The sequence below is a fragment of the Flavobacteriales bacterium genome (assembly GCA_025210295.1).
In the GTDB taxonomy this organism is placed as follows: Bacteria; Bacteroidota; Bacteroidia; order Flavobacteriales_D; family Parvicellaceae; genus S010-51.
In genome coordinates this window covers 105,798-130,503 of the sequence record JAOASC010000028.1, presented here as the reverse complement: position 1 = coordinate 130,503, position 24,706 = coordinate 105,798, and the positions used below count along the sequence as shown (strand labels likewise).

Genomic DNA, 24,706 nt, shown 5'->3' with positions numbered 1-24,706 from the left:
ATTCTGAAAAAGCCCAAAATTAAGCCCATTCATTTTCGTTTTTTAAACATTGTAACTTTTATATGTTTTGACTTGTTCTATTTATAGTACCATTAGTATTTTTAACTTTAGTTTTTATGTCTAAACAACTTTTTCTTTTAATACTTTTTCTCCCCCTTACTGTTCTAAAATGGGGACAGGATAGTACTACAATAACTCAATCTAAAGACTTAAAGACTAATACTATTGCCTATATTCAATTCAATTCGATTAGAGATGCCGCAAACATTGGAATACAAGGAAGAAACATTACTTTAAGAAGCTTTTCTAATCTCCCCAACCCTTCTTTTACAGAAATACACAACAGTGTAAATATAGATGGCTATCTTGACAAAAATAATTCAGTTGGTTTAGGCCTTTATTATTCTATAGACAATTGGAGCAATCTACTTTTTAGGAATACTCTTGGATTTGGATTTAAAAAGAAAATTAAAAACTTCCATCTAGGTATTAACATTGAGAAAAATACATTAAGTAAAGATTCAGCCCAATTAACATTTGGAGATATGATTGATCCTAGTGCTGGTATTATTTATCCAACAAACGATAATGGAGCAAGTAATAAAGTTATCAACTACCTAAACTTTAGCCCCTCTATTATATATTCCAATAATAAACTAAAAATTGGATTATCCTTAAACAATATAACGGAGCCAAATCAAGCTCTAATAAATGATTACACAGGTGTTCCAATGGAAACAAACATTACTATTTCATACCTACTTCGTATAAAACAAAAATGGGCTTACATACCAATGATTAATTACAATGCTTCGAAACATTTTAATACAATTAGATTAAGCAATCTAATAACCTATTACGCGCCTAGAAAAATTCACTTTTTAGCAATCAGTTATATAGATAAGAAGTGGTTAAGTAGCCAATACGGTATTAACTTTAGTAATCGTTTTAAGTTTTTTGGCGAAGTAAATTTTCCAATTTACTACACCAACCTCTTTCCTATTTCAGCTCAATTAGGAGCTCAGTACACTTTCAAACCTAAAAGATAAAAGACATGAGATTAACTACTTTAGGTATAATTACATTAGGACTATTATCTTGTAAAAAAGAATCTGCAGGAAATTTAGGTACTTGTAAATCCATTTATGACTCCAATAGTATTACAATAACCAATGAAACTTCGCAAATCTTCTGCTTATTAGATGATTACGATTATCAAATAGACATTTCTAACCTGAACTTATCAAATATTGAATGGAATTCTGGTGAAAACACACCAAACATTTCAATTAATAAACCTGGTACTTATTCTGGTTATGGTTTAAACAATAATAACGACACCATTGAATTTTTATTCGAAGCTCAAGATTGTGATAATCACATTTATATCCCAAATGCTTTTACCCCAAACAATGACGGTCAAAATGATAGTTTTAAAGTATACTTTGAATACAGTACTGTTTGTGAAGAAGATTTTAAACTCTCTATTTTTGGCACTACCCATCAATTAATTTACCAAACTAATGATTATTATCTCGCTTGGGATGGAACAACTAAAGGTTTAAATTCTCCTCAAGGAGTATATCATTATGTGTTAGCATACAAGAGAGAAGATGGTAAAGTTTTTGAAAAAACTGGACAAATTTTATTGATGCGTTAATATTAATTCAATATAACTTACATTTTTTACTAAAAAAGAAAAAAGCGGAATAGAAAAATCTATTCCGCTTTTTTGATTAATTAACTAATCTATTGTATTAGTTTAATACAACTCGTTTAATAACCATATTATTTGAAGCATTGGTGACTTTCACCATATATACCCCTCTTTCTTTCTCAGTTAAATCAATGCTATGTGTACTTAACGCAACTGTTGAAGTATAGACAACTTCCCCAATTAAATTATAGATCACAACTTGTACCTCTTCACCTGCATTAACGGTTAACATACCTTTGGTAGGATTAGGCATAACTTCTATCGAATGCTGCAAGAGTTCTTCTACAGCTACATTTTGAAGATCATACGTTCCAGTCCCACTACATCCATTAAATGCAGTTGTTATCACTGAATATACTCCATTAGCAGTAGGCGTATGATTTTGTCCTGTAGCTCCTGGTATTGTATCTCCGTTCAATAACCACTGATAAGAGACACCATTAGACGAAACCAAATCTCCATTATTTTCTGTAATAGTAATTAACGGAGTAGCTTTTACCGAAAGTGTTAAATTAACTGTACTATCACACCCTCCAGCAGTACTAAACACTTCTGTATATGACCCTGTAGTTGTTAATGTTTGTGTTCCTAAGACATAAGACTCTCCTTGGCAAATTTCCGCGACAATTGTCGTATCATTAGCATTTCCAAATGTAATTTCTAATGTTACTGTGCTGTCACACCCTGTACTTGTTTGGAATATTTCAGTATACGTACCGTTCTGAGTAATTGTTTGTGTTCCAAAAACATAAGGGTTTGAACATACTGTAGTAGCATACGTTGTATCATAAGGATCTGTAATTGTTAATCCTAACAATACTACACTATCACATCCCATAGAACCTTGGAATGTCTCTAAGTAAGTCCCTGATTGAGTAAGCGTATCATTACCAAACACATATAAGCTTCCTGCACAAATAGTATCTTCAACAACAAATTGAGTTGGAATTACTGTTAACTCTAATGTAACGATACTATCACAACCAGCCATATTCGTTAATGTTTGAGTATAAGTACCTGTACTATCTAAATTCTGACCATCAAATACATAAACTGCTCCTTCACAAATCGTTTCATTAATTGCAACTTGATCTACACAAGGATTTACAGAACAAGTGGAAGCATGTGTACCAATATTAGTAATATCATCTAAAGGTAATGCATCCCATTCAACTGATGGATCAAATGAAGCTGGATTGGTATTAACTCCTACTTGAACAGAAGCTTTTCTTACCAACGTCATATTTTGTGTTGAGACAGTACCTCCTAACCAATCAGAACCTGGATCCTCTCCTACTTTTCCTACGATATCGATGGTATCTGTTGCATTTTTCAATAAAACAATAGCATCATCACCATTAAAGGTCAAAGCTCCAGAAGCAATAGTACCAAGAGCTAATAAATTATTATTTGCTCCATTATTTACAACTACAAATGTTGAATTTGGAGCTAATGTACCTGACAATGGAATTGTTGCATTTGGAGTTGTAGCTCCATTAGCAAATATTGCAATACTATAGGTTGCTAAGTTCACGTTGATTGCTGATGGATTGTATATTTCTAACGCTTTATTATTTGCAGAACCTTCTAAATATTCTGAAATAAACAACTCAGTACATGGCTGAGCAACACCACCATTTACAGTTACAACAACAGTATCTGTATTTTCACAACCATTAGCATCCACACCTGTTACGATATATGTATTCGTACCAGTTGGTGTAAAGGACACGCCGTCTGTTACTCCATTATTCCACATATAAGAAACTCCTCCAGCTCCTGATAGTGTCACTGCATCTCCATTGTTAATCGTAACATCATTTCCTGCACTTATCGAAGGCAATGGATTAACGGTTAATGTTAACGTTACCACACTATCACATCCACCTACATTAGTTAAGGTTTCTGTATAAGTTCCAGAAGTAGTTAATGTCTGTGTCCCTAACACATAAGACGTTCCTTGACAAATGGCTTCAGAAACTGAAACATTATTAGGAGTACATGAATTTTCACAATCTGAAGTATGTGCACCAAGACCTGCAAAATAATCTGTACCTGATGCTACCCATTCAGTTGAAGGATTAAAGTTAGCTGGATTAGATGACACTCCTTGAGTTACCGTTGACTTTCGATATAAAGTTTGATCTAAAGAACTTTCAGGAGAGTTAACCCATTCTGAACCTGGATCTTCACCTATTTTACCAAAAATATCTATGGTATCAGTAGTACTTAACAACACTACAGCGTCGTCTCCATTAAAACCTAATGATCCTGAAGTCATATCAGCTTGAGCAGTTAACCCTGCTACTCCATTGCTATTGGCAACTACATACTTTCCATAAGCTGCTAGATTACCTGATAAATTAATTGTTGACGATGACGTTGTACTTCCATTTGAAAAGATCTCAATTCTATAATTCGCAAGGTTTATAGGAGCATTTGTTGGATTATAAATTTCAACCGCCTTATTACTTCCTGTTCCTTCAATGTATTCTGAGAAAAATAACTCATCACACCCTTGTGGTCCATTATTAACAGGTGTACAAGTAACTTCTAAGGTATAAGGCCCCTCATTTACTCCAGGAGCACCAAACCCATCAACAACAACATAGTATGTACCTGGTGCTAAAGCATTGACAGTTACTGCTGTGTTGTTTCTTCCTAAACAAGCATTGGCGTCACATGATGATAAAACGTGGATATCTAAATCAGCTGTCATACCTGATAATGCCGCAGTAATATTGGAAGCTTGAGTTAGTGTAATGGTATGAATTTTTTCTTTCCCTCCTTCTTGTTGTTGTCCACAACTGTATTGGTTAAAGTTTGACTCGCCATCAACAGTCGTTCCCGTATAAGGAGTTCCACAAGTTAATGGAATTGGAGTTGTACAAGTTCCTGTTCCTCCTGTATTAATTGGATCACAAGTAACTTCTAAAGTATAAGCCCCTTCATTTACTCCAGGAGCACCAAATCCATCAACAACAACATAGTACGTACCTGGTGCTAAAGCATTGACAGTTACTGCTGTATTGTTTCTTCCTAAACAAGCATTGGCATCACATGACGATAAAACATGAATATCTAAATCAGCTGTCATACCTGATAGTGCTGCTGTAATATTAGAAGCTTGAGTAATGGTAATTGTATGAATCTTCTCTTTTCCTCCTTCTTGTTGTTGTGCACAGCTGTATTGGTTAAAGTTAGACAGTCCATCAGCTGTAGTCCCTGTATAAGGCGTTCCACAAGTTAATGGAATTGGATTAGTACAATCTCCAACTGTTGTACTTTGTGGACAAGTAACTTCGACAGTATAAGCTCCAAAATCACCTGTTTCATCACCATCTACAACAATATAATACTGTTGCCCAGCTACAGCATTATTAATACTTGCTGTGATTGTAGTTCCAGTACTAAAAGTAGTCATATCTAAACACGCTGTTTCATTACATGCAGATAAAATTCCTATCTCTAAGTCTTCACTACTAGGACGTGTCAATGTAGCTGTTAATGTTCCATTCCCTGGTGAAGTAATTGTATGGATTACTTCTGGTCCTATTTTATCAATATTGGAACAACTGTAATTTCCGAAGTTATTTAAAAATCCTGTGGTATTTCCAGAGTATGGTGTTCCACATGTTAACGGAATAGGGTCTGCACATGTCCCTGATGTATTATTTGCTGAACAAGTAACTTCTAAAGTATAAGCCCCCTCAACTGCTGGTGCTGGACCAAATCCATCTACTACGATATAGTATGTTCCTGCTGATAAGTTTTGTGCTGTTGCCGTAACATTACCTCTTGCTAAACATGAATTTTCATTACATGATGATAAGATATGAATATCTAAATCTACAGACATTCCTGATAAGGTTGCTGTTAAATCAGAGTTTTGGTTGATTGTAATGGTATGAATTTTTTCTTTCCCTTCTTCTTGTTGTGAAGCACAGCTATATACATCAAAATTCGATTGTCCATCTACAGTTGTTCCTGTGAAAGGTGTACCACATGTTAATGGGATTGGGTTGGCACAATTTCCAGAAGTATTTTGCGGGCAGGTCACTTCAACAGTATACTGACCGTTATCTGATTGTGTATCACCATCAACAACAATATAGTATTGTTGTCCTGCTACTGCATTATTGATTGTTGCAGAAATTGTTGTCCCAGAATCAAAAACTGTTTTATCTAAACAAGCGTTTCCATCACAAGCTGAGAGTATCGCTATTTCCATATCCATTCCAGATGGTCTTGTTAAGGTTGCGGTTAATGTTCCATTTGATGTTGGTGTAATGGTATGAATTGCTTCAGGACCTACATTATCCCATATTGAACAACTATAATCGAAAATGGTATTGGTTAACCCTGTAGTACTACCTGTATAAGGAGTACCGCATGTTAATGGTATTGGATTAGCACATGAACCAGAAACAGAATTTGGAGTACAAGTTACTTCCAAAGTATAAGCTCCTTCGACTGCTGGTGCTGGCCCAAATCCATCTACTACAACATAATATGTTCCTGCTGATAAGTTTTGAGCTGATGCTGTAACATTTCCTCTTGCTAAACATGAATTCGCATCACATGACGATAATATATGAACATCTAAATCTACTGACATTCCTGATAAAGTTGCTGTCAAATCTGAATTCTGCGCAATGGTTATCGTATGAATTTTTTCTTTTCCTTCTTCCTGTTGTGAAGCACAACTGTATACATCAAAATTAGAAACACCATCTACTGTTGTTCCTGTATAAGGTGTACCACATGTTAATGGAATTGGATCAGCACATGACCCTGTACCAGTATTAGAACTACAAGTTACTTCCAAAGTATAAGCTCCTTCGACTGCTGGAGCTGGTCCGAAGCCATCTACAACCACATAGTATGTTCCTGCAGATAAATTTTGTGCTGTTGCCGTAACATTTCCTCGTGCCAAACATGAGTTTGCATCACATGATGATAAAATATGAACATCCAAATCCACAGACAGCCCTGATAAAGTTGCTGTAATATTGGAGTTTTGTGTTATTGTAATGGTATGAATTTTTTCTTTTCCTTCTTCCTGTTGTGAAGCACAACCATACACATCGAAATTAGATTGTCCATCAACAGTTGTTCCCGTATATGGTGTTCCGCACGTTAATGGGATTGGAGTATTACAATCACCTTGCGCATTAACAGCTGTATTAAACAATAAAAAAAAGAGGGTAGCTATTTGCCATAAAGAAATTTGTAATCTTTTTATCATACTTATGTTAAATTTACATTAAGAAACAAATAAACACCATTTTGTTAATAAAAACAAAAAAAAAGCGGAATAAGAAAACTTACTCCGCTTTAACCTGCGATACCGTATAGGTTACAAGGTTATTTTTTAATAATACGTTTTATTAACTTTTCTCCTTTTACAGTAGTCAAGACCAATAAATAAACGCCATTCTCTTCATTCGAGATATTCACCATTTGATTTTGTCTTGGGTTGCTATCATTGATAACCAACTCTCCTAATACATTATACACTTCGTATTTAAAGTCAATACTTGCTGCTACATTGTAGATCCCTGTACTTGGATTTGGAGCAATTAATACATCAGTTAAACTCAATTCAGCAATCGATACATTCTGAATAGTATAGTTATTTTGATCACTACACCCATTAAATGCTGTCATATCTACTGTATACACTCCATTTTCTGTAGGAGTATATATTTGACTGGTAGCTCCTGAAATAGAATCTCCATTAAAGAACCATTGGTAGGCATCTCCTTGCGTACAGATTAAATCTCCACCAGATTGAGTAATCGAAACAATTGGATTAGCTTTTACTGAAAGTGTTAGTGTTACTGTACTATCACATCCTGAAGCATTGGTAAACGTCTCTGTATAAGAACCTGTTTCGGTGAGCACCTGTGAACCAAATGTATAAAATTCACCTTGGCAGATTTCTTCAACTACAGCAGTATCACTTGAATTCCCAAATCCAACAATAGCAGTAACAACACTATCACAACCGTATATATTTTGGAATGTTTCTGTATATGTACCAGGTTGAGTAATTGTTTGCGTTCCAAAAATCAAACTACTTCCATTACAAATGGATTCATTTACAATTGTATCAAACGGCATCAAAACTGTTAAATCTAATACAACGATACTGTCGCATCCAGTTGCTGATTGTAAAGAGTCAGTAAATAATCCTGTTTGTGAATAAGCAATCCCTCCAAACATAACACTATCTCCTGAACAAATTGTTTGCGCTAGTGTATCTATCATTTCAGGTAGCACTGTTAACGTAAATGTAATCACACTATCACAACCAGCTGCATTAATGATGGTATCATAGTACACTCCTGAAGTTGTTATATTTTGCCCTCCAAATTCAATGCTTTCATTTGCACAAATTGTCTCTGAAATTTGACTACTAGTTGATTGAACAACTTCTAACTCCATGGTAACAATACTATCACACCCTCCAGTAGAAGTAAAGATTTCTGTATAAAGTCCTGTTTGTGTTAACACTTGTGTTCCAAACACAACACTATCTCCACTACAAATAATATCCGAAACCTCTAAAGTATCCGTATTACCAACTATTAACTCTAAAACAGCAATACTATCACAACCTGTAACACTTGTTAAAGTATCCATATAAACTCCAGATGTTGAATAAAATGCTCCTCCAAATGCTACTGAATCACCTGTACACAAGAATACATTTTGAGTTGAAGTTTCTGTAGGTATTACATTTAATTCTAAAACGATGATACTGTCACAACCTAAAGTTGTTTGTAAAGAATCAGTATAGGTTCCAGCTTGAAGAATAGCTGTATTACCAAATTGATAAGCTTCTCCTTCACAAATTGTATCTTGTATTGTAATCAACTCTGCTTGATTAACTACTAATTCTAATGTAACAACTGAATCACACCCTGCCATATTAACAAATGTTTCGGTATATGTTCCTGAGTTCATTAAAGTTTGCCCACCAAAGACTAAAGAATCATTACTACAAATTGTCTCATTAATTGTTACTGAATCGATCCCACTTACAGTAAGCATAATTGAATTAGAAGTTATTGTCGTTCCACAAGTTCCTGATGTTGTAACTTCCAAAGTTATTACATCTCCATGATTTGTACTAGATGACAATGAATTGTAGGTCGTTAAACCTGTACCTACGTTATTCCCGTTTCTTTTCCATTGGTAATTGATGTTTTGACCTCCATGAGTTACAATTGATGAGAAACTTGTTCCTTCTCCATCACAAAGCATAGAGTCAGGTGTCATTATTTGAACAGTAGGTAAAGTATCATTTGAAATTACAACTTCTACTGTATCTGTGTTTGAACATCCATTAGCTGCAACACCAGTCACAACATAACTATCTGATTGGTTTGGAGTAAATGCTACACCATCCACTACCCCATTATTCCAGGTATACGTTAAAGCTCCTTGTCCAGAAAGTACTACATCAGCTCCAAAACATAAAGTATCAGCTGAAGTTGAAGCTACTACTGTTGGCAATTGATTTTCAATTAATGTTAATTCTACTACAGAATCACAACCTGCTATATTGGTAAATGTTTCGGTATAAACACCTCCACTAGTTAAGGTTTGTGTTCCAAAAACTAAACTTTCTCCTGTACAGATGGTATCGTTTACACTTACGGCGTCGATCCCACTAACACTAATTGTTATGGCATTTGACACTATGGTTGTTCCGCAAACTCCAGTAGTCGTTAATTCACAAGTAATCACATCACCGTGGTTTGTACTTGACGATAATGAGTTATAAGTAGACAATCCTGTTCCTACATTATTCCCATTTCTTTTCCATTGATATGAGAAGTTTTGACCTCCATTAGTAATTACTGAAGAAAAACTTGTTCCTTCTCCATCGCACAACATCGAATCTGGTGTGGCAATTGAGATCGTTGGAGTTGGAGCAGCTGTTACCACTACTGTAACAGTATCTGTATCCATACACCCGTTAGCATCTGTTCCTGTTACCACATAATCACTGGATTGATTTGGATTAAAAGCAACTCCATCAGTTACCCCATTATTCCAAGTATACGTTACAGCACCTTGACCAGACAATGTTACAGCACCTCCCATACAAACAGTATCGGCACTTGCCATAGTCGTTACTGTTGGCAACTGATTTTCAACTAAAGTTAATTTCACTACAGAATCACATCCAGCTATATTGGTATAGGTTTCGTAATAAACTCCTCCAGTAGTTAAGGTCTGTGATCCAAAAGCTAAGCTTTCTCCTGTACAAATCGTATCGGCTATATTCACTGAATCAATAGCATTTACAGTTACACCAATAGCATTTGAAGCAGTTGTATAACCACAAACACCAAATGTTGTATATTCAGCAAAAACAAAATAATTTGAACTTTGAGCTGGGCTATTATAAGTTGTAGAGTTATTTCCTACATCATTTCCTGTATTCTTCCATTGAATTACAGCACTATTTCCTCCATTTGAAACCACAGCATTAAATGTTGTCCCTTCATTTTCACATAAAACTGAATCTTGAGTTGACACACTAATAGTATGTGGAGTAAAACTTTCTACAACAACCGCTGTAGAGTCAATCCCTAAACATCCATTTGCATCCTGTCCTACAACGGTATACATTGCTGTTGCATTAGGCGTAATTGCTACTCCATCTGTAACATTATTATCCCAGATGTAAGCAGTTCCTCCTTGTCCTGTTAATGTTACATTATCTCCTTGACAAATAGTATCTGCTGTTGAATTTGCTACAATTACTGGATTTTGATTCACCGTTAATGTTAAGACCAAAATACTATCACAACCTCCTATATTTTGTAAAGTATCATAATATACACCAGCTGTAGTAATTGTTTGCCCATTAAACGTATAGCTATCTCCTTGACATATTGCATTGGTTAATTGCGTAGTATCAGCTGTACATCTAGGACACGTTGAAGTATGTATACCAATATTAGAAAAATCATTTTGTCCTAAACTTGTCCATTCAATTGAAGGGTCAAAACTGGTAGAATCAGGTCCTATCCCCACTTGAACGGAGCTATTTCTAAGCATTGTTTGATTGGCTGTTGAAACGCCATTATTTGACCAAGCACTACCTGGATCTGTTCCAATAACACCGATAACATCTACAGTATCTGTATTGGAAACTAAAGCTACAGCATCATCTCCATTGAATGTTAATGACCCAACTGTCGAATCAGCATGATTCTTTAATGCCGGAGCAGCTCCAGAATGCGTAATCACATACACACTATCACCTTCTAACATTCCTGATAATTGGATTGTTATACCAGAATTAGGATTTCCGTTACTAAAAATTTTAACTGAATAATCAGACAAATCAATTGTTGTCATAGAGGGGTTATAAATCTCTAGTCCTTTATTTAAACTAGAACCTTCTATATATTCTGAGAAGAATAATTCAGAACAATTTGTTTGCGAAAACACAGAACTCATAGAAGTTGTCATCCAAAATACTAAAGCATACTTTAGCATTTGTAACATGTTGCTTTTCATAACTTTATTTTAAAAATTTTCGCGAAGTAAAACTATTTTTATTAAAGCAACAATAATTTAACGTTAATAAATCGACATTATTAACTTTTTATTCGCTAACCAACAGATTACACCCTCTGGTATCGGAAAAATCAAATCTTCCTAAGATTTCAAATGTGTTCTCTTCGTCGTTAATTTTCCCCAAATCTTGAGTAGCAATAAAACTACAACTATTCAAATTGGCTAAATCAATAATATTGATTCCTCCTGATTTTTTTTTGCTTTGAAAGGACAACGGATCATTGATGTCTCTAACAAACACTTTCATCCACTTCGGTGTTTTAAATTTCGTATTCCCCATTGAATAGGCTTGCGACAACAACTCTGTCATCCCATATTCACTATGGATGGTTGGCACCCCAAATCCCGCTTTCAGAGTTTGGTGTAGTTCCTGTTTAGTCAGCTCTTTTCTTCGTCCTTTCATTCCTCCAGTTTCCATAATCACAAACTGGTCATTCAATTCGAATTGCTGATATTCGATTAAATCCAACAGCGCATAAGTGACTCCAATAATAAGAACTTTTTTACCTTTAGTTTTTAATTCTTTTAGTAATTGAGCGGTCTCTTTTAAATTTGTTAAACAATAGCCACTCTCTTCCTGAATAGATTCTTCAATAAAATAGTCCACCATATAAATTAATGACGAATCTCCTTGCTCGATGTAATTAGGCAATAAGGCCAGGACTACATAGTCCTCTACAGCGCCATAAAAAGATTTAAAACTTTCTAAGAATGATCTTTCATATAGTTTTAAATCGGTGACTAAATGTTGACTTCTTCCACTTTGAGTAGTCCCGCTACTCTTAAACACTTTTTGGACATTTTGTTCATCTCCCGACAACACCTTAAACGATTTAAAAAATCGTATTGGTAAAAAAGGTATTTCACTAATAGCTTGTACGGTCTCAACATTGCAATGAATCAAGCTCAAAAACTTTTTATAAACAGGATTATTTTCTGCTTGATAACGAAATATTTCTAAAGCAATTTCGTTAAACTCTATATCATCTTTGATGGAAAATATTTTGGATTTTATTGAGGATATGGAATTGAGCATTTGATTATTATTGTAACTTTACTACTTATATCGTATTACGGATGATTTCAAAGACAAAAATAGGTGTTGTATTTATAATTTCACAGCTAATTGTACTTTCTTCTTGTTTAAAAGTAGAAACTTATCCTGATGAACCTGTGATTGAATACAAATCTTTTGAAGTATTTCAGGACTCGGCAATTGTTACGGTATCATTTACCGATGGTGATGGCGACATTGGGCTAAGTACAGGGGACACTCTTGGCGACTATGCTCCTGGTAGCTTTTTTCATTACAATGCTTACCTCGAATATTATGAGTACATGAATGGTGAATGGGTAAAAGGAACCGCTGATCCTGCAGGAAACAATTTTCCTACAGCTGATACGATTGTTTTTACAAATCGACTCCCCAACATTACTCCTATAGGACAGAATAAAGCCCTAAAAGGCGACATCAAATTGACACTTGAACCCAATTACTTCAACCCTATTTCTAATCATAATGACTCTATCAAATATAAAGTCTATATTATTGACCGAGCATTAAACATTAGTAATACCATAGAAACAGAAGTTATCACTCCATAAAGATTATTATATATGCGTTATATTTTATGGATTTTTTCTATTATTTTATTGGGCAGCTGTTCAAGCAATAGTAACATCCCACAAAAAAATATTTCTGTAGCAAAAGAAACTAAGACCAACATTATGGCTCCTGATTTTGCTATTTACAACCCATCTACCGATAGTACAATCGTCTATTTTAAAATCGCTACAAAAAATATTCTTTATACTCGAGAAGATAAACTCTCTCCCTATAAAGCCAACATTAAAATTCACTATCAACTTTTTCCTTATGGAAATTCTAAGACCATTGTTGATAGTACTTCTTTTTTTATTCAAGATGAAGTCAGAAGTAAAACCAGCAAAAATTTATCTGGAAACTTTACCATCAACACCCCTGATGCAAAAGACTATCTTCTTAAAGTCACAACGGAGGACCTAAATCGAGGGGCATCTATAGAAAAGAAGATTTACTTAAGAAAATCGTATGTTCATAACCGCCAATATTTTCTTGTATTAAAAGATAGCACTAAAACTCCTGTCTACAACTTTTTTGTGAATGATACTTCTGCATTGCAAATCAAAGCTGAACAACACAAAAACCAAATGATTTTTATTCATCACTATAATCGTAATTTTAATATTGCTGCTCCTCCATTTGCTTCTGTCAACACTAAACCTTTTAATTACTCCCCTGATCAAACAACCTCATCCCAACTCAATGCTTTGGGTGAAACTAAAATCACCCCTCCGACTAATGGCTTTATTCATATTCAAACCGATACGAGTTCAAAAGTTGGCTACACACTTTTTAAATACGAAAAGAACTACCCTACTATCCATGCTATTGAAGGGCTTGTTAAACCATTACGATACATTTGCTCTACTGCCGAATACAACGCGCTATTGAATAGTCCCACCCCTAAAAAGAGCATTGATGAATTTTGGTTGTCTAAAGCTAGTAGTAAAGAACGCGCCAGAGAACTAATCAAACAGTATTATAATCGTGTTGAACAAGCCAATAAACATTTTTCATCACATGTTGAGGGATGGAAAACGGATAGAGGAATGATCAGTATTATCTATGGAACACCTACAGTTGTTAGAAAGACTGGTAGAACTGAGACATGGATCTATGGAGAAGAGAATAACCTTATCGCTCTTAACTTTGTCTTTAATCAAAAAAACAATCCTTTCTCTAACAACGACTACAAACTTCAACGTTCGTCTACTTATAAAACAAGTTGGTATAGAGCTGTTGATACTTGGAGAAGTGGACGCGTTTATTATGGATATTAGATAATTAGCTAATGAGATAATGGGCTAATGAGATGATGGGAATTACTAAATAGCGAAAGAACGCAATTAATAAAAAAACAGATAAGCAGAAAATGTATCAAGATAAAGGAAAAAAAAAGAATACTGATTTTATTTTTGGAATTAGGGCAATTATTGAGGCTATTGAAGCCAACAAAACCATCAACAAAATTCTTATTCAATCGGGGGTTAAAGGGGAATTGATGTCTGAACTAAAAGAAGCTCTTAAAGGCCAAAAAATAATCACACAACAAGTACCTAGTCAAAAACTTGATCGCATTACTAGAAAAAATCACCAAGGAGCAATTGCTTTTATATCTCCTATTGAATACCAGCCTTTGGACCAAATCTTACCCTCAATTTATGAAAATGGAGAAACTCCGTTTATTTACATATTAGATAGAGTTACAGATGTAAGAAACCTTGGTTCTATTGCTAGAAGCGCTGAATGCAATGGTGTTCATGCTATTGTTTTACCTTCTAGAGGTTCTGCTTTGGTAACTGCTGATGCTGTAAAAACCTCTGCTGGCGCGCTACATAAAATCCCTGTCTGTATTGAGCACAACCTTAAAGACACCATTCAATATCTTAAAGATTATGGTGTAGAAGTCGTTGGGTGCACTGAAAAAACAGAAAACCTACTTCCTAATACTCAACTGGATAAAGCTATTGCTGTTATTATGGGTTCTGAAGAGAATGGAATCTCTAACGAGTATTTAAAACTTTGTGATAACAGGGTTAAAATTCCAATGTTTGGTACTATTGAATCTTTAAATGTTGCGGTCTCAGCTTCAATTGTCATGTATGAAATAAATAGACAAAGAAATGCGTAAGTTCTTAAAATGGTCATTAATTGGTTTTCTCACCATCTCTCTAACTGTTCTTGGAGCCGATTATTGGGTTAAATCTAATGCTGCAATAAAAATTTACAGTAATGTAAAGGACATTCCTAATAATAAAGTCGGGCTAGTTTTAGGCACAAGTAAGTATAATCGTAATGGTTATCTGAACTACTATTACAAATACAGAATAGATGCTGCAATTGCCTTATATAAAGCTGGCAAAGTGACTTCTTTCATTGTTTCTGGAGACAACAGTAGAAAGGAATACGATGAACCTACTCAAATGAGAGATGACTTAATGGCTGCTGGTGTTCCAGAAGATGCAATCTATTTAGACTATGCTGGCTTTAGAACATTAGACTCTATTGTTCGAGCTTTAAAAATTTTTGGACAAAAGGAATTTACTATTATCTCCCAAAAATTCCATAATGAACGTGCTATATTTTTAGGAGAAAGTTATGGCTTAAAAGTTATTGCTTATAACGCCAAAGATGTGAGTATGCGCTATGGTTTTAAAACGCACATTCGAGAGAAACTTGCTCGGGTAAAAATGTTATTGGATTTAACTTTTGGTGTAAAGCCTAAATTCTTAGGAGATCCTATAGTGATTAAATAGCCTTTTTTACATTCAAAACGAAGTCAAGACGGTATCATTTCTATACAAAAACACCAGTTCTACAATATAAACAGCTACTTTTAGCTTGTAAATACCAAGAGTTTTAATACTTTTGTTGTTGCGTTCATTTGCAACAAAATCTGGGGTCGTTTTTGGATTTGACAGCGAGCGTAACGTTATTGTAAGCATGTAGAGCTTTGTGAATAAATCTCTTAAAACTAAATTCTCAATCTCTTAATTGGAGAAAACAACTACGCGCTTGCTGCCTAATCACGAGATGTGATTCGGCTTAATCGAGCTACTAGGTAGCCGACAAGCACCCTGGTTATGACTCCCGTTCATCGGTTATAACTATATGGGTTCGTTGGTATGAACTAGGGTAATTAGTGTCTTTATGATTGCCCGAAGCTAATAAAGAATAAGCATAAAAATTGGGGGCTTCTCACCGGTTTTATGACGAAAATTAATGAGAAGATAAACATGTAGAAAGCTCTAGTGTGCCTTGTTTGGACGAGGGTTCGAGCCCCTCCGACTCCACTTTCGCCCTCCATAGTTATACAGCTATGGAGGGCTTTTTTTTTATACTTACCTCTGTTACCCTATCAATATTAACGACTGATAAATCGAAGAAATATGAATCTATTAGACATACAGAGCCCTCTGTCTAAAACAAAGCTTTTTCTAAAAAATAGCATTACTTCACACAATAAAAGACTAGGTATTCCTACCAATTATCCTAACGTAAAAAACTAGCCTACTTTGTGTTTTTTACTTAGTTACATTATTGGATTTGATTGAAATCAGGTATTTCAATTAGAAAAGACGGGAATAATGAACAGATATTTGCTGTGTAGTAAACAATAGATTTTACTACTTGGTGGAATCCGAAAAACCATGAAACAGAGTAGGAAAATCAATATTATAACTTATATATTATGCCAACGACAATCCCTTATGATCCGTCACTAGTTTTGGGAAATATTGTTCATCCCGATAGACTTCAAAACCTTTTAGAAATTAGTGCTGCTGAAGCTCCTGTTGATGCTGCTGAAGAAACGCTTAACTCATACATTGCTATGAAACGTAGCTTGGATATGACCATCCAAGAAATGGTAAATATGAAAATTGATGCTTCTGACTTAATGCAAGAGACCGAAAAAGTAGGAAAACAAGTCCAACAAGCAGCTGTTAATTTTGCCAATACTAAACTAGCAGCTGAGCAAAAAATCCAACCATTAAAAGCAAAAGTACAAGGCGTACATGCTAATGTAGAGAGCCCAGTAGATTATAATAAAACACAAATTAAGAAAATGCCACTTTCTGCAGATTCATTAAAAATGAACTGTCAATACTTTGCCTATGATAAAAACACACAAACTTCAGGCACTCACTCTGCTGCTGTAAGTGGATTTGCAGCAGATGAAGTATCTTGGTTTGGCGATAGTTATGGTGGACAAGTAAGCTCAAGCGTACAAGCCCAAATGAATAGCCAGCATTCTCGTCACAGTATAGCCGGAACGTTGGTTGTAAGTATTACTTGTACTCATAAAGAAGCCGCATTATTGGCCCCTTTCATTTTAGATGTTGATAAAGGGATCCGTGTTTGGAACTCCATCTATCCTGATGACATGATTAAAACCAATAGTATTACGAATATGGCTGAAACAGCTATGCTTTCGGCTACAGAAGGAGAAAAATCATTTTCTGTACTTTCTGGAGCTACTTATGGTTCATGCTTTATAGGTATGGTTCACATCCTAAATACTAGCCAAACAACTTCTAGTCAAGTCATGGATACTATGGCAGAGTCGATAAAGGCTCAATTTAAGTATGGAGGTTGGTTTGCCGAAGAAACTGGAAGTTTTGGTGTAGACTCAAGTTTTTCAAATGATGCTAAAAATTTATTGAGCACGCAGAAAATTTCGTCACATTGTTCGTTAGTTTCTATGGGATCCATTCCGTCTATTAAATCTAATCAAGTAGAAATGGGAGTTCAAGGATTTACGCAAGACGATGCTGCAAAATCAATGAAAGCTCTACAAGAAATGCAAAATGCCAATGCAGGAACAATGGACACTGTAAACTCAGCTGCTCAAAAAGCAAGAGATGGGAAGCGGTTAGTCAATATCCAAGCTACCAAGGTAAAATCAGTATTAAGCGGCCTACATCAAATTGACAAAGAGTCCAATAAGATGATTGATACCAACTCATTGATGGATGCTCTTCAAGACTACGTAAATAAATGTATCAAAGGAAACATTGGTGTACCTATCAACTATTACCTTAAACCAATCACTAAGTCACAATTAGCTGGAATGTGGATGACCAAATACTACCCTGATCAATACCAAAAAGTGAGTGGAGACGATAGCAAAACTTCATAATTGATCTACTCTTATGTTAATTCTTGTTTACATTGGTTTTCTGGTGTAAACAAGAATTCTACAACCTATTTAAATGCTACGCTCTAATTTTTAAAACTATTGTATATGCCTACTTCTATTCCTTACGACCATCCCTCATTTGTTTTAGGACATTTAATTGATACTAATTTATTACAATTCTTTCAAAAAATCGAAGCTCAACACAGCAAGATTAATGCCGCTCAAGATAAGATGAACGGGTTATTAACAATGCGTAGAAGTTTAGCAATGACGATCAATGAACTAGCTGATTTGGAAATCAATATCGACAATTTAAAAACAGAGATAGAAGCGCTTAATCAACAAATAACAACTGCTGCACAGAATTACCTTTCAATTCGAGTTGCAGGGGAAGCAACTATACAGAAAATCCGAACACAAATAGCCGACTCTCCAATAACTGAGCAACTGGAAAGTCCTGTCGACTATAGTTTAAGTAACATCACCTCTTTTCCTATTGCTTCAGAATCAATAAAATTAGACTCTCAATATTTTTCATACGAAGGCAGAGCAGAAGATGACCTCATGGCTGGTATCGAATCATACATTAAAGAAGCAACCAGTAATATTGGATCAAATTCAGCAGAATTGGGAAAAACAACTACTGCTCAAATTAGACAACAAAAACTGAATCATACACTTTCTGGAACGCTAATAATTACTGCTAGTTGCACACATGCAAACGCACGATTAATAGAACCTTGTTATATTGATGTAGAAAAAACTCTTCAAGCATGGAATGCTTATTTCCCCGAAGATCAACTAACTGAAGCGTATTTATCGTCCACAACAAATGCTAACTTACCCACGAGTAAAAACCAACTGACTTTTATCTCAGGAATGACCTTGGGCTCAAGTTTTATTGGAATGGTCCATTTCCTAAAAAAAGAAGAGTCCAACCTTGGACCAGTTAATGCTATAGCGAATGGTCTAAAAGAAAAACTAGAATTGGGTGGCTGGCTAGAAAACACAAAAGGAGGATATGGTATAGCCCCTGAAATACAAGAAGAAATTAATAAAATTATTAACGACAACATGGTTTCTTGCCATGTCAATCTTATCACCTTAGGTGCATTACCATCAATTTCTTCCAATCAAGTTGCCGAAGGCACTCGTCAAATTTTACAAAAAAACACCGTCAAAGAAACACTAAATCTAGTTGAACAAAAACAAGATTCAGAAGAAAAAAAGACTGTGGCATCTAGCGCTAATGCTGCTAGAACTGGACAACAAATATTAAAAATTCAAGAAGCAAAGACAAAAAGCTTAATTGAAGGGCTCGCCAATATTAAACATACAGAAAATCAAACAATAGATGTCAACTCTCTATTGGAAGCTTTTAAGAATTACCTAGAACTAATCAAGACCAAAGAATCAAACTGTGGATTCCCTATTGATTTCCATCTAAAAAAAATTTCCAAAACGCAATTAATTAAAGCTTGGAAAAATAAATACCATCCTAATAATAATACAATTCAAAAAAATAAGAAATGAGGCAATTCAACAATTTTGAGCAGAAAATCATTTCAGAATTAATTGCAACCTCGCACAGTGAAATGATTCGTATGACCGATTTTTTAAAACAAGTTTTTTTCACTTTACATGATCAGCAGTCCATGATTATTCAAACTAAAGCAAAATATGCTGTTTTTTATATCCCCGTTGAAACCTATTCTGATCATGCTCAAAAAAAGACCGCTGTTCAGAATTTATTGAATCTTATTTCGCTACTATCTTATTTACGTTCCAATGGCTATTTGACGGTATATATCGATGATGAAACAAGGGAAAAAACAATGTTTTTTATTAACGAGGGTTTTATTACCCCCAAACCTTCTACCAACAAAATTATATTAAACCCTGATGGAGATTACACCAACCAGCCTGAATTCATTAGAAACAATAAAGATGAAGTAATCTATAAAGGTGTAATATTTAATTCAGCAACTTACGAATTAATCGTTCATTTATTTACAGGAGTTTTATGTGTTTCCGACACATTAAAAGAGGCACTGAATCCAGATAAAACCCCAGCAATAATTCAACATTCAAAAAAAGTCAACTCTGATACACCTATAGAAGACCCCCACGTCAAACCTCAAAAACATGACACCTACTTTAAGTCAGGAATTGTTATTCTATTAGCCTTGTTATGTGGTATTACAACATTTACTTACTTTAAATCAACTTCACATGCTCATCAATTAACAAGTCTTCAATCACAACAACATATAACAACCTCTTTAGTTGATAGTACTCTAAAAAAAGTGACAACCACAGCTCAACTCCACCAACAACTAACTACTAACACTATAGATGATGAAAAACGTAAAAAATATTATGGCGTAGACCTCTCACGTTGGAATGGAAATGCCCTTGAGGAAATCACTTCAAAAGATAGTATTTCTTTTGTGATATGTAAAGCAACACAAGGAGTAAGCTATCAAGACCCAGACTTTGAGCACAACTGGAAAACTACCCGTTCCAAAGGATGGATTAGAGGGACTTATCATTTTTATATGACTAATGAAGACCCCATACAACAAGCTGATCATTTTTGGAATGTGATTCAAACAATAGACAGTACCGATATTGCTCCAATTGTAGATATTGAAGAAAAGAGTTTACCCGAACACCAAACAGTCGACCCTGTAAATTTACAAGTTGATTTACTACAATTTTTAAAACGACTAGAACAGAAAAGTGGTCGAACCCCAATTATTTATGCCGACTTATCATTTGCAAACAAATACCTTTCCAATGCATCTTTTGCGCAACACCCACTTTGGTTGGCAGAATATACACGATCAACAACACCAAAAATTCCCAAAACATGGGAGAAAAAAGGCTTTAAAATTTGGCAAAAATCTGATCATTATTCGATTGACTCACATCTTACTGACTTTGACATTTTTGTAGGAAAACGATCTCAATTATATGCAAAATAGAAGTTAACCTGTAGCTACGTTAACCCCTAATAAAAAGGTGGATCCCGAAAAACCAAATATTGAACAGAGTAGGGAAATTTAAAAATTAAAATTATGGCAAATTGTTTATCGTATGCAATCAACAGTGTTGCATTAAGAGGAACTGCACCTCCAGCAACATCTGTTTATCAACAATCCTATTGGATTGAATATCTTCAACCCAATCAAGATGGGAGCTCTAAAGGCCCAACAGGCCAAAACTGGACCGGATTAGCAGGGTGCTTGGATTGGCTAATAAATGTCAGTAATGACACTGCTAATGCCACAGCCATGATTAGTGAATTAACAGGAATAGGTTTTGAATGGCGTTCTAGAGGTGATGCCAACCCCAACCCTACTATTGATTCAGAAAGAGATGTAATTGTAGTCGGTAATTACAATGGAGGTGGAGGAATTCACTTCTTTTCAAGTCTAGCAAATTCTGATGTTTATATGGGAATACCGAGTGCTGATAGTGGAGGGATAACTGCTTATCTTGTTAATGTAAATGGCGGAAACGGTGGCCAATTCACTCAAAATACAGCTGGTGTACAAAAAAACGGCATCATAACAGGTTGGTTTCGTAGAATATAACTAACCTATCATTACCAACTGATCTAAATCAACCAATCGCTGCTGGGCTGCAAAAACAATCAGTCCAGCAGTATTTTTACAACCTGTCTTTACCAGCAAATTAGTTTTATGTGTTTCCACTGTCTTTACTGATATAAATAGTTTTTGAGCTATTTGTTTACCTGTATATTGCTGGCAAATTAATGCTAATACTTCCAATTCTCTTTTGCTTAGTTTATTATTACCAAATACCACAACTTTTTCAACGCGATTAGACACCTGTTGACGTAAAATTGCCACCTGATCAGCTGATAAATAATTTCCATCTTGCATCACTTTTTCAACAATAGTTACCAGCTCATCCAGGTCTGTTTCTTTTGATAAAAAAGCATTAGCGCCCAATTGTAATAAATGACCAGAAAAAGAAGGCTTATAGTAAGAGGAAAGGACAATAATTTTAATTGTAGGATAGGTTACTCTTAAAATATCCATCACTTCTATCCCCTCACCATTTTTCATTTTTAAATCCAAGAGAACTACATCAGGTAAAGTGTTGTTTTTTTCTAATTGTTTTATAAAGTCATTCCCACAATTAGCAGTAGACCATATTATAACATCACCTTTTTCTTTTAAATATTTACCTAACAACTGTACAACTATTGTATCATCATCTACAATCGCCAATTCAATTTTATCTTTCATCGTTGGATTTTTTTAATACCAGTAAAAATTTAGTTCCTTTATTAACAGTAGAGACCATTCGATAACTTCCTCTTAGAAGTTGACTGCGCACTTCAATATTCTGAAGACCTGCTCCTTTTTTTTCGGTACTCTTAAAGCCTACACCGTTATCTTCAACTCTTAAACAAATGTACTGCCTAGAAACTCTATACTGGATGTATAACATATCGGCTTGAGCATGTTTAATACAATTTGTAATTAACTCTTGTAATATTCTATACAAGTTAAGCTTGGAGTAATTAGATAAAATAGTATGATCAATAACTAAGAAATGTAACTGGATATTCAACTCTTCTTGAATTGGAGAAACATAATCATACACGATATCTTGAAAAGCAAGCCGTTCTATTAAAGGCGGAGAGAGATCGTGAGAAATATGACGTGCTGTTTGAATACTCTGGTTTAAAAGTTTACTTAGTCTTTTATCTTTATTTAGTAGTTTAATTCGATATAACTGACCAATTAAATTATCATGAATATTACCAGCTATTCTAATTCGCTCTTCTTCCTGAACTAGAAAGGTGTTTTGTAATATTGCATGATATTGTTCAGATTTTAATACAAAACGATGTATAAAGTTGAATCTATTTTTTTCAAATCTAAATAGTATAACACACAATAGAATAGTCTCAATTAATGTAATAATAAACAGCATAAATACTATTACATTAACTAGGGACATTCTAAATCCATAACTTAGGAGTAATAAAATAAGTGATCTTTTAAGAAAAATTAAGTGTAAAGCCTGAAGAATTTATCTCCTATAAGCGTTTCTATTCCATACAAAGGAACGAGTACCACAAAAGCACTTCAACGAATTATTTTCACTTTCTTTTCCTAAAGGGGCTAAGTTACTTCCCTTGATAAACAACCTCAACTCTTCTGTTTTTCTTTCTATTTTCTTCAGAAGTATTTGGGTATCTTGGCTGTGTTTCACCTTTAGCTTCTACATTAATTCTTTCTCCCGAAATACCTTTTTTAACAAAGTAGTCCATAACCTGATTTGCTCTATTTTTAGAGACTTTTAGATTTCCCTCCTCAGAACCGATATCGCAAGTATGTCCACTCACTAATACAGATAACTCAGGGTTCTCTTTTAAAACCTTAACAATTCCCTCTAACACCACTATACTTTCATTTGAAAATTGATTTCCAACATTGTAATCAAACAATATATCCATAGGCTTTTCAAAAGAAATATTTTGGTACTCTTTTTCAATAGGTTCTGGTTTCACCTCTTCTAACTTAGGCTCTTCAACCACTATTGGCTCTGGCTTTATTTCTTTTTCCTCTTTCAATACAGGAGGAGGAGAAACTTTTTCGACAGGAACTATTACCTCAGGTTCTGACTTTACAGGTTCAGGTATTTCTTCCACGATAGCCTTTTCTAAATCACTTGGCTTCTTTAGTTGAGGAGTCTTACAAAACTTAACTCCTAACATTATTTCATGTGAACCTGTTGAATAAGAAGATATATTTGCTCCTGAAAATTCGTAGGCATATCCTAAATAAACAAAGTCCTTTATATTTAATCCTAATCTTCCAATTACACCAACATGCGTTCTGTAACCAGCTCCAACAGACACCATTTTATTATAGGTTACCATTCCATTGAAATCAAATTGGTTCAAACCAGACTGCGCTGTTTTATATAGCATCGATGGTTCAACACTCCATTTTTCATTTAATTCCTCATCATATCCAGCATAAGCAACAAAATGCCTTTTACTACTAAAGCCATCCATCCCCTCAAACTGAAGTTCAGCATTCGTTTCAAAAACTTGAGGAATTGAAACCCCAAGTTCCAAACCTTTCAAGTTATAAAAAAGTCCAAACTCTGAATCAAAATTGACTCCACTTTGAGCTCCATTACTTACTATCTCATCTGTTACATCATTCACAACTGCATTTGTAGCATCCAAGTTAATTTGAAATAGACCAGCCGAAAGGCCAAACCTTAAATTATGCTCCTCTCCTAACTTTATTTTATAGGCGTACGAAACTTTAGCTGAAAATCTACTAATAAAAGAAGCTCGATCTAAAATCACTCCTCCTCCTATTCCCATATTTTCACCTATACCCGAATGAATGGAAAAGAAATTGGTATTAGGAGCCCTATCAATCCCAACCCATTGATTTAAATGACTACCATATAACTCCAAACACTGATTATAGCCTGAGTATGCAGGATTAATGTTATACTTATTAAATGTATACAAATTCGATTCTGGTAGTTGTTGAGCATTAATTGAAGAAGCTCCCCATACTACTAATACTGTTATAATTATTAACCTTAATTTCATAATCTACACTTTTTTAAT

Annotated in this window: 16 protein-coding genes and 1 other RNA gene; 11 read left to right on the top strand and 6 right to left on the bottom strand. The window is 34.6% G+C overall.

Going from position 1 to position 24,706, the window contains the following annotated elements; translation table 11 throughout:
- Window positions 1-116 precede the first annotated feature (116 nt).
- Together N4A35_08780 and N4A35_08775 are read left to right on the top strand one after the other, a co-directional pair.
- Entirely contained in the window at window positions 117-1,049 is a 933-nt protein-coding gene (locus N4A35_08780) for a type IX secretion system membrane protein PorP/SprF (protein ID MCT4581496.1), read from the top strand.
- Window positions 1,050-1,054: 5 nt separating this feature from the next.
- Window positions 1,055-1,660 carry a gliding motility-associated C-terminal domain-containing protein gene (locus N4A35_08775; GenBank protein ID MCT4581495.1) on the top strand — a complete coding sequence of 202 codons (606 nt, stop codon included), beginning with the start codon at window positions 1,055-1,057 and terminating at the stop codon, window positions 1,658-1,660.
- A gap of 97 nt (window positions 1,661-1,757) precedes the next feature.
- On the opposite strand, the gene N4A35_08770 is transcribed toward N4A35_08775, so the two are convergent.
- From N4A35_08770 to N4A35_08760, 3 genes are all read right to left on the bottom strand, one after another.
- A complete protein-coding gene (locus N4A35_08770; protein MCT4581494.1) occupies window positions 1,758-6,965 on the bottom strand; it encodes a lamin tail domain-containing protein in 5,208 nt (1,735 codons plus the stop codon).
- A 119-nt stretch (window positions 6,966-7,084) separates the two neighbouring features.
- Window positions 7,085-11,263, bottom strand: coding sequence for a lamin tail domain-containing protein (locus tag N4A35_08765; GenBank protein MCT4581493.1), 4,179 nt, complete (start codon window positions 11,261-11,263; stop codon window positions 7,085-7,087).
- An 88-nt stretch (window positions 11,264-11,351) separates the two neighbouring features.
- Entirely contained in the window at window positions 11,352-12,359 is a 1,008-nt protein-coding gene (locus N4A35_08760; GenBank protein ID MCT4581492.1) for an acyl transferase, read from the bottom strand.
- A gap of 41 nt (window positions 12,360-12,400) precedes the next feature.
- Between N4A35_08760 and N4A35_08755 the strand changes: the two genes are divergently transcribed.
- The 9 genes from N4A35_08755 (at window position 12,401) to N4A35_08715 (ending at window position 21,665) form a co-directional block, all read left to right on the top strand.
- Window positions 12,401-12,928: a hypothetical protein gene (locus tag N4A35_08755; protein ID MCT4581491.1), complete on the top strand. Its 528-nt coding sequence runs from the start codon at window positions 12,401-12,403 to the stop codon at window positions 12,926-12,928.
- A gap of 12 nt (window positions 12,929-12,940) precedes the next feature.
- Window positions 12,941-14,206 carry a GWxTD domain-containing protein gene (locus N4A35_08750; GenBank protein ID MCT4581490.1) on the top strand — a complete coding sequence of 422 codons (1,266 nt, stop codon included), beginning with the start codon at window positions 12,941-12,943 and terminating at the stop codon, window positions 14,204-14,206.
- A gap of 92 nt (window positions 14,207-14,298) precedes the next feature.
- A complete protein-coding gene (gene rlmB, locus N4A35_08745) occupies window positions 14,299-15,057 on the top strand; it encodes a 23S rRNA (guanosine(2251)-2'-O)-methyltransferase RlmB (protein MCT4581489.1) in 759 nt (252 codons plus the stop codon).
- Window positions 15,050-15,682: a YdcF family protein gene (locus tag N4A35_08740; GenBank protein ID MCT4581488.1), complete on the top strand. Its 633-nt coding sequence runs from the start codon at window positions 15,050-15,052 to the stop codon at window positions 15,680-15,682. Before rlmB ends, N4A35_08740 begins: the two co-directional genes overlap by 8 nt.
- A gap of 142 nt (window positions 15,683-15,824) precedes the next feature.
- Window positions 15,825-16,222, top strand: a transfer-messenger RNA (tmRNA) gene (gene ssrA / locus N4A35_08735).
- A gap of 395 nt (window positions 16,223-16,617) precedes the next feature.
- Complete coding sequence (locus N4A35_08730; protein ID MCT4581487.1) at window positions 16,618-18,066, top strand: hypothetical protein; 1,449 nt, start codon at window positions 16,618-16,620, stop codon at window positions 18,064-18,066.
- Between the two features lie 105 nt (window positions 18,067-18,171).
- Window positions 18,172-19,599, top strand: coding sequence for a hypothetical protein (locus N4A35_08725; protein MCT4581486.1), 1,428 nt, complete (start codon window positions 18,172-18,174; stop codon window positions 19,597-19,599).
- Window positions 19,596-21,053, top strand: coding sequence for a GH25 family lysozyme (locus N4A35_08720; GenBank protein ID MCT4581485.1), 1,458 nt, complete (start codon window positions 19,596-19,598; stop codon window positions 21,051-21,053). Before N4A35_08725 ends, N4A35_08720 begins: the two co-directional genes overlap by 4 nt.
- 93 nt (window positions 21,054-21,146) lie before the next feature.
- Window positions 21,147-21,665, top strand: coding sequence for a hypothetical protein (locus N4A35_08715; GenBank protein ID MCT4581484.1), 519 nt, complete (start codon window positions 21,147-21,149; stop codon window positions 21,663-21,665).
- Here N4A35_08715 and N4A35_08710 read toward each other — a convergent pair whose 3' ends face one another.
- The 3 genes from N4A35_08710 to N4A35_08700 form a co-directional block, all read right to left on the bottom strand.
- The gene (locus N4A35_08710; GenBank protein MCT4581483.1) at window positions 21,666-22,346 is read right to left on the bottom strand and encodes a response regulator transcription factor; all 681 of its coding nucleotides are present in this window, start codon (window positions 22,344-22,346) and stop codon (window positions 21,666-21,668) included.
- Entirely contained in the window at window positions 22,336-23,040 is a 705-nt protein-coding gene (locus N4A35_08705; protein ID MCT4581482.1) for an ATP-binding protein, read from the bottom strand. Before N4A35_08705 ends, N4A35_08710 begins: the two co-directional genes overlap by 11 nt.
- A 196-nt stretch (window positions 23,041-23,236) precedes the next feature.
- Window positions 23,237-24,688 (bottom strand): PorP/SprF family type IX secretion system membrane protein, encoded by a 1,452-nt coding sequence (locus tag N4A35_08700; protein MCT4581481.1) that lies wholly within the window; start codon window positions 24,686-24,688, stop codon window positions 23,237-23,239.
- Window positions 24,689-24,706 lie beyond the last annotated feature (18 nt).

Bases quoted from the DNA above. Each gene is read 5' to 3' on its own strand.
- N4A35_08780 (MCT4581496.1), top strand. From the start codon at position 117: ATGTCTAAACAACTTTTTCTTTTAATACTTTTTCTCCCCCTTACTGTT.
- N4A35_08775 (MCT4581495.1), top strand. From the start codon at position 1,055: ATGAGATTAACTACTTTAGGTATAATTACATTAGGACTATTATCTTGT.
- N4A35_08770 (MCT4581494.1), bottom strand. From the start codon at position 6,965: ATGATAAAAAGATTACAAATTTCTTTATGGCAAATAGCTACCCTCTTT.
- N4A35_08765 (MCT4581493.1), bottom strand. From the start codon at position 11,263: ATGAAAAGCAACATGTTACAAATGCTAAAGTATGCTTTAGTATTTTGG.
- N4A35_08760 (MCT4581492.1), bottom strand. From the start codon at position 12,359: ATGCTCAATTCCATATCCTCAATAAAATCCAAAATATTTTCCATCAAA.
- N4A35_08755 (MCT4581491.1), top strand. From the start codon at position 12,401: ATGATTTCAAAGACAAAAATAGGTGTTGTATTTATAATTTCACAGCTA.
- N4A35_08750 (MCT4581490.1), top strand. From the start codon at position 12,941: ATGCGTTATATTTTATGGATTTTTTCTATTATTTTATTGGGCAGCTGT.
- rlmB (MCT4581489.1), top strand. From the start codon at position 14,299: ATGTATCAAGATAAAGGAAAAAAAAAGAATACTGATTTTATTTTTGGA.
- N4A35_08740 (MCT4581488.1), top strand. From the start codon at position 15,050: ATGCGTAAGTTCTTAAAATGGTCATTAATTGGTTTTCTCACCATCTCT.
- N4A35_08730 (MCT4581487.1), top strand. From the start codon at position 16,618: ATGCCAACGACAATCCCTTATGATCCGTCACTAGTTTTGGGAAATATT.
- N4A35_08725 (MCT4581486.1), top strand. From the start codon at position 18,172: ATGCCTACTTCTATTCCTTACGACCATCCCTCATTTGTTTTAGGACAT.
- N4A35_08720 (MCT4581485.1), top strand. From the start codon at position 19,596: ATGAGGCAATTCAACAATTTTGAGCAGAAAATCATTTCAGAATTAATT.
- N4A35_08715 (MCT4581484.1), top strand. From the start codon at position 21,147: ATGGCAAATTGTTTATCGTATGCAATCAACAGTGTTGCATTAAGAGGA.
- N4A35_08710 (MCT4581483.1), bottom strand. From the start codon at position 22,346: ATGAAAGATAAAATTGAATTGGCGATTGTAGATGATGATACAATAGTT.
- N4A35_08705 (MCT4581482.1), bottom strand. From the start codon at position 23,040: ATGCTGTTTATTATTACATTAATTGAGACTATTCTATTGTGTGTTATA.
- N4A35_08700 (MCT4581481.1), bottom strand. From the start codon at position 24,688: ATGAAATTAAGGTTAATAATTATAACAGTATTAGTAGTATGGGGAGCT.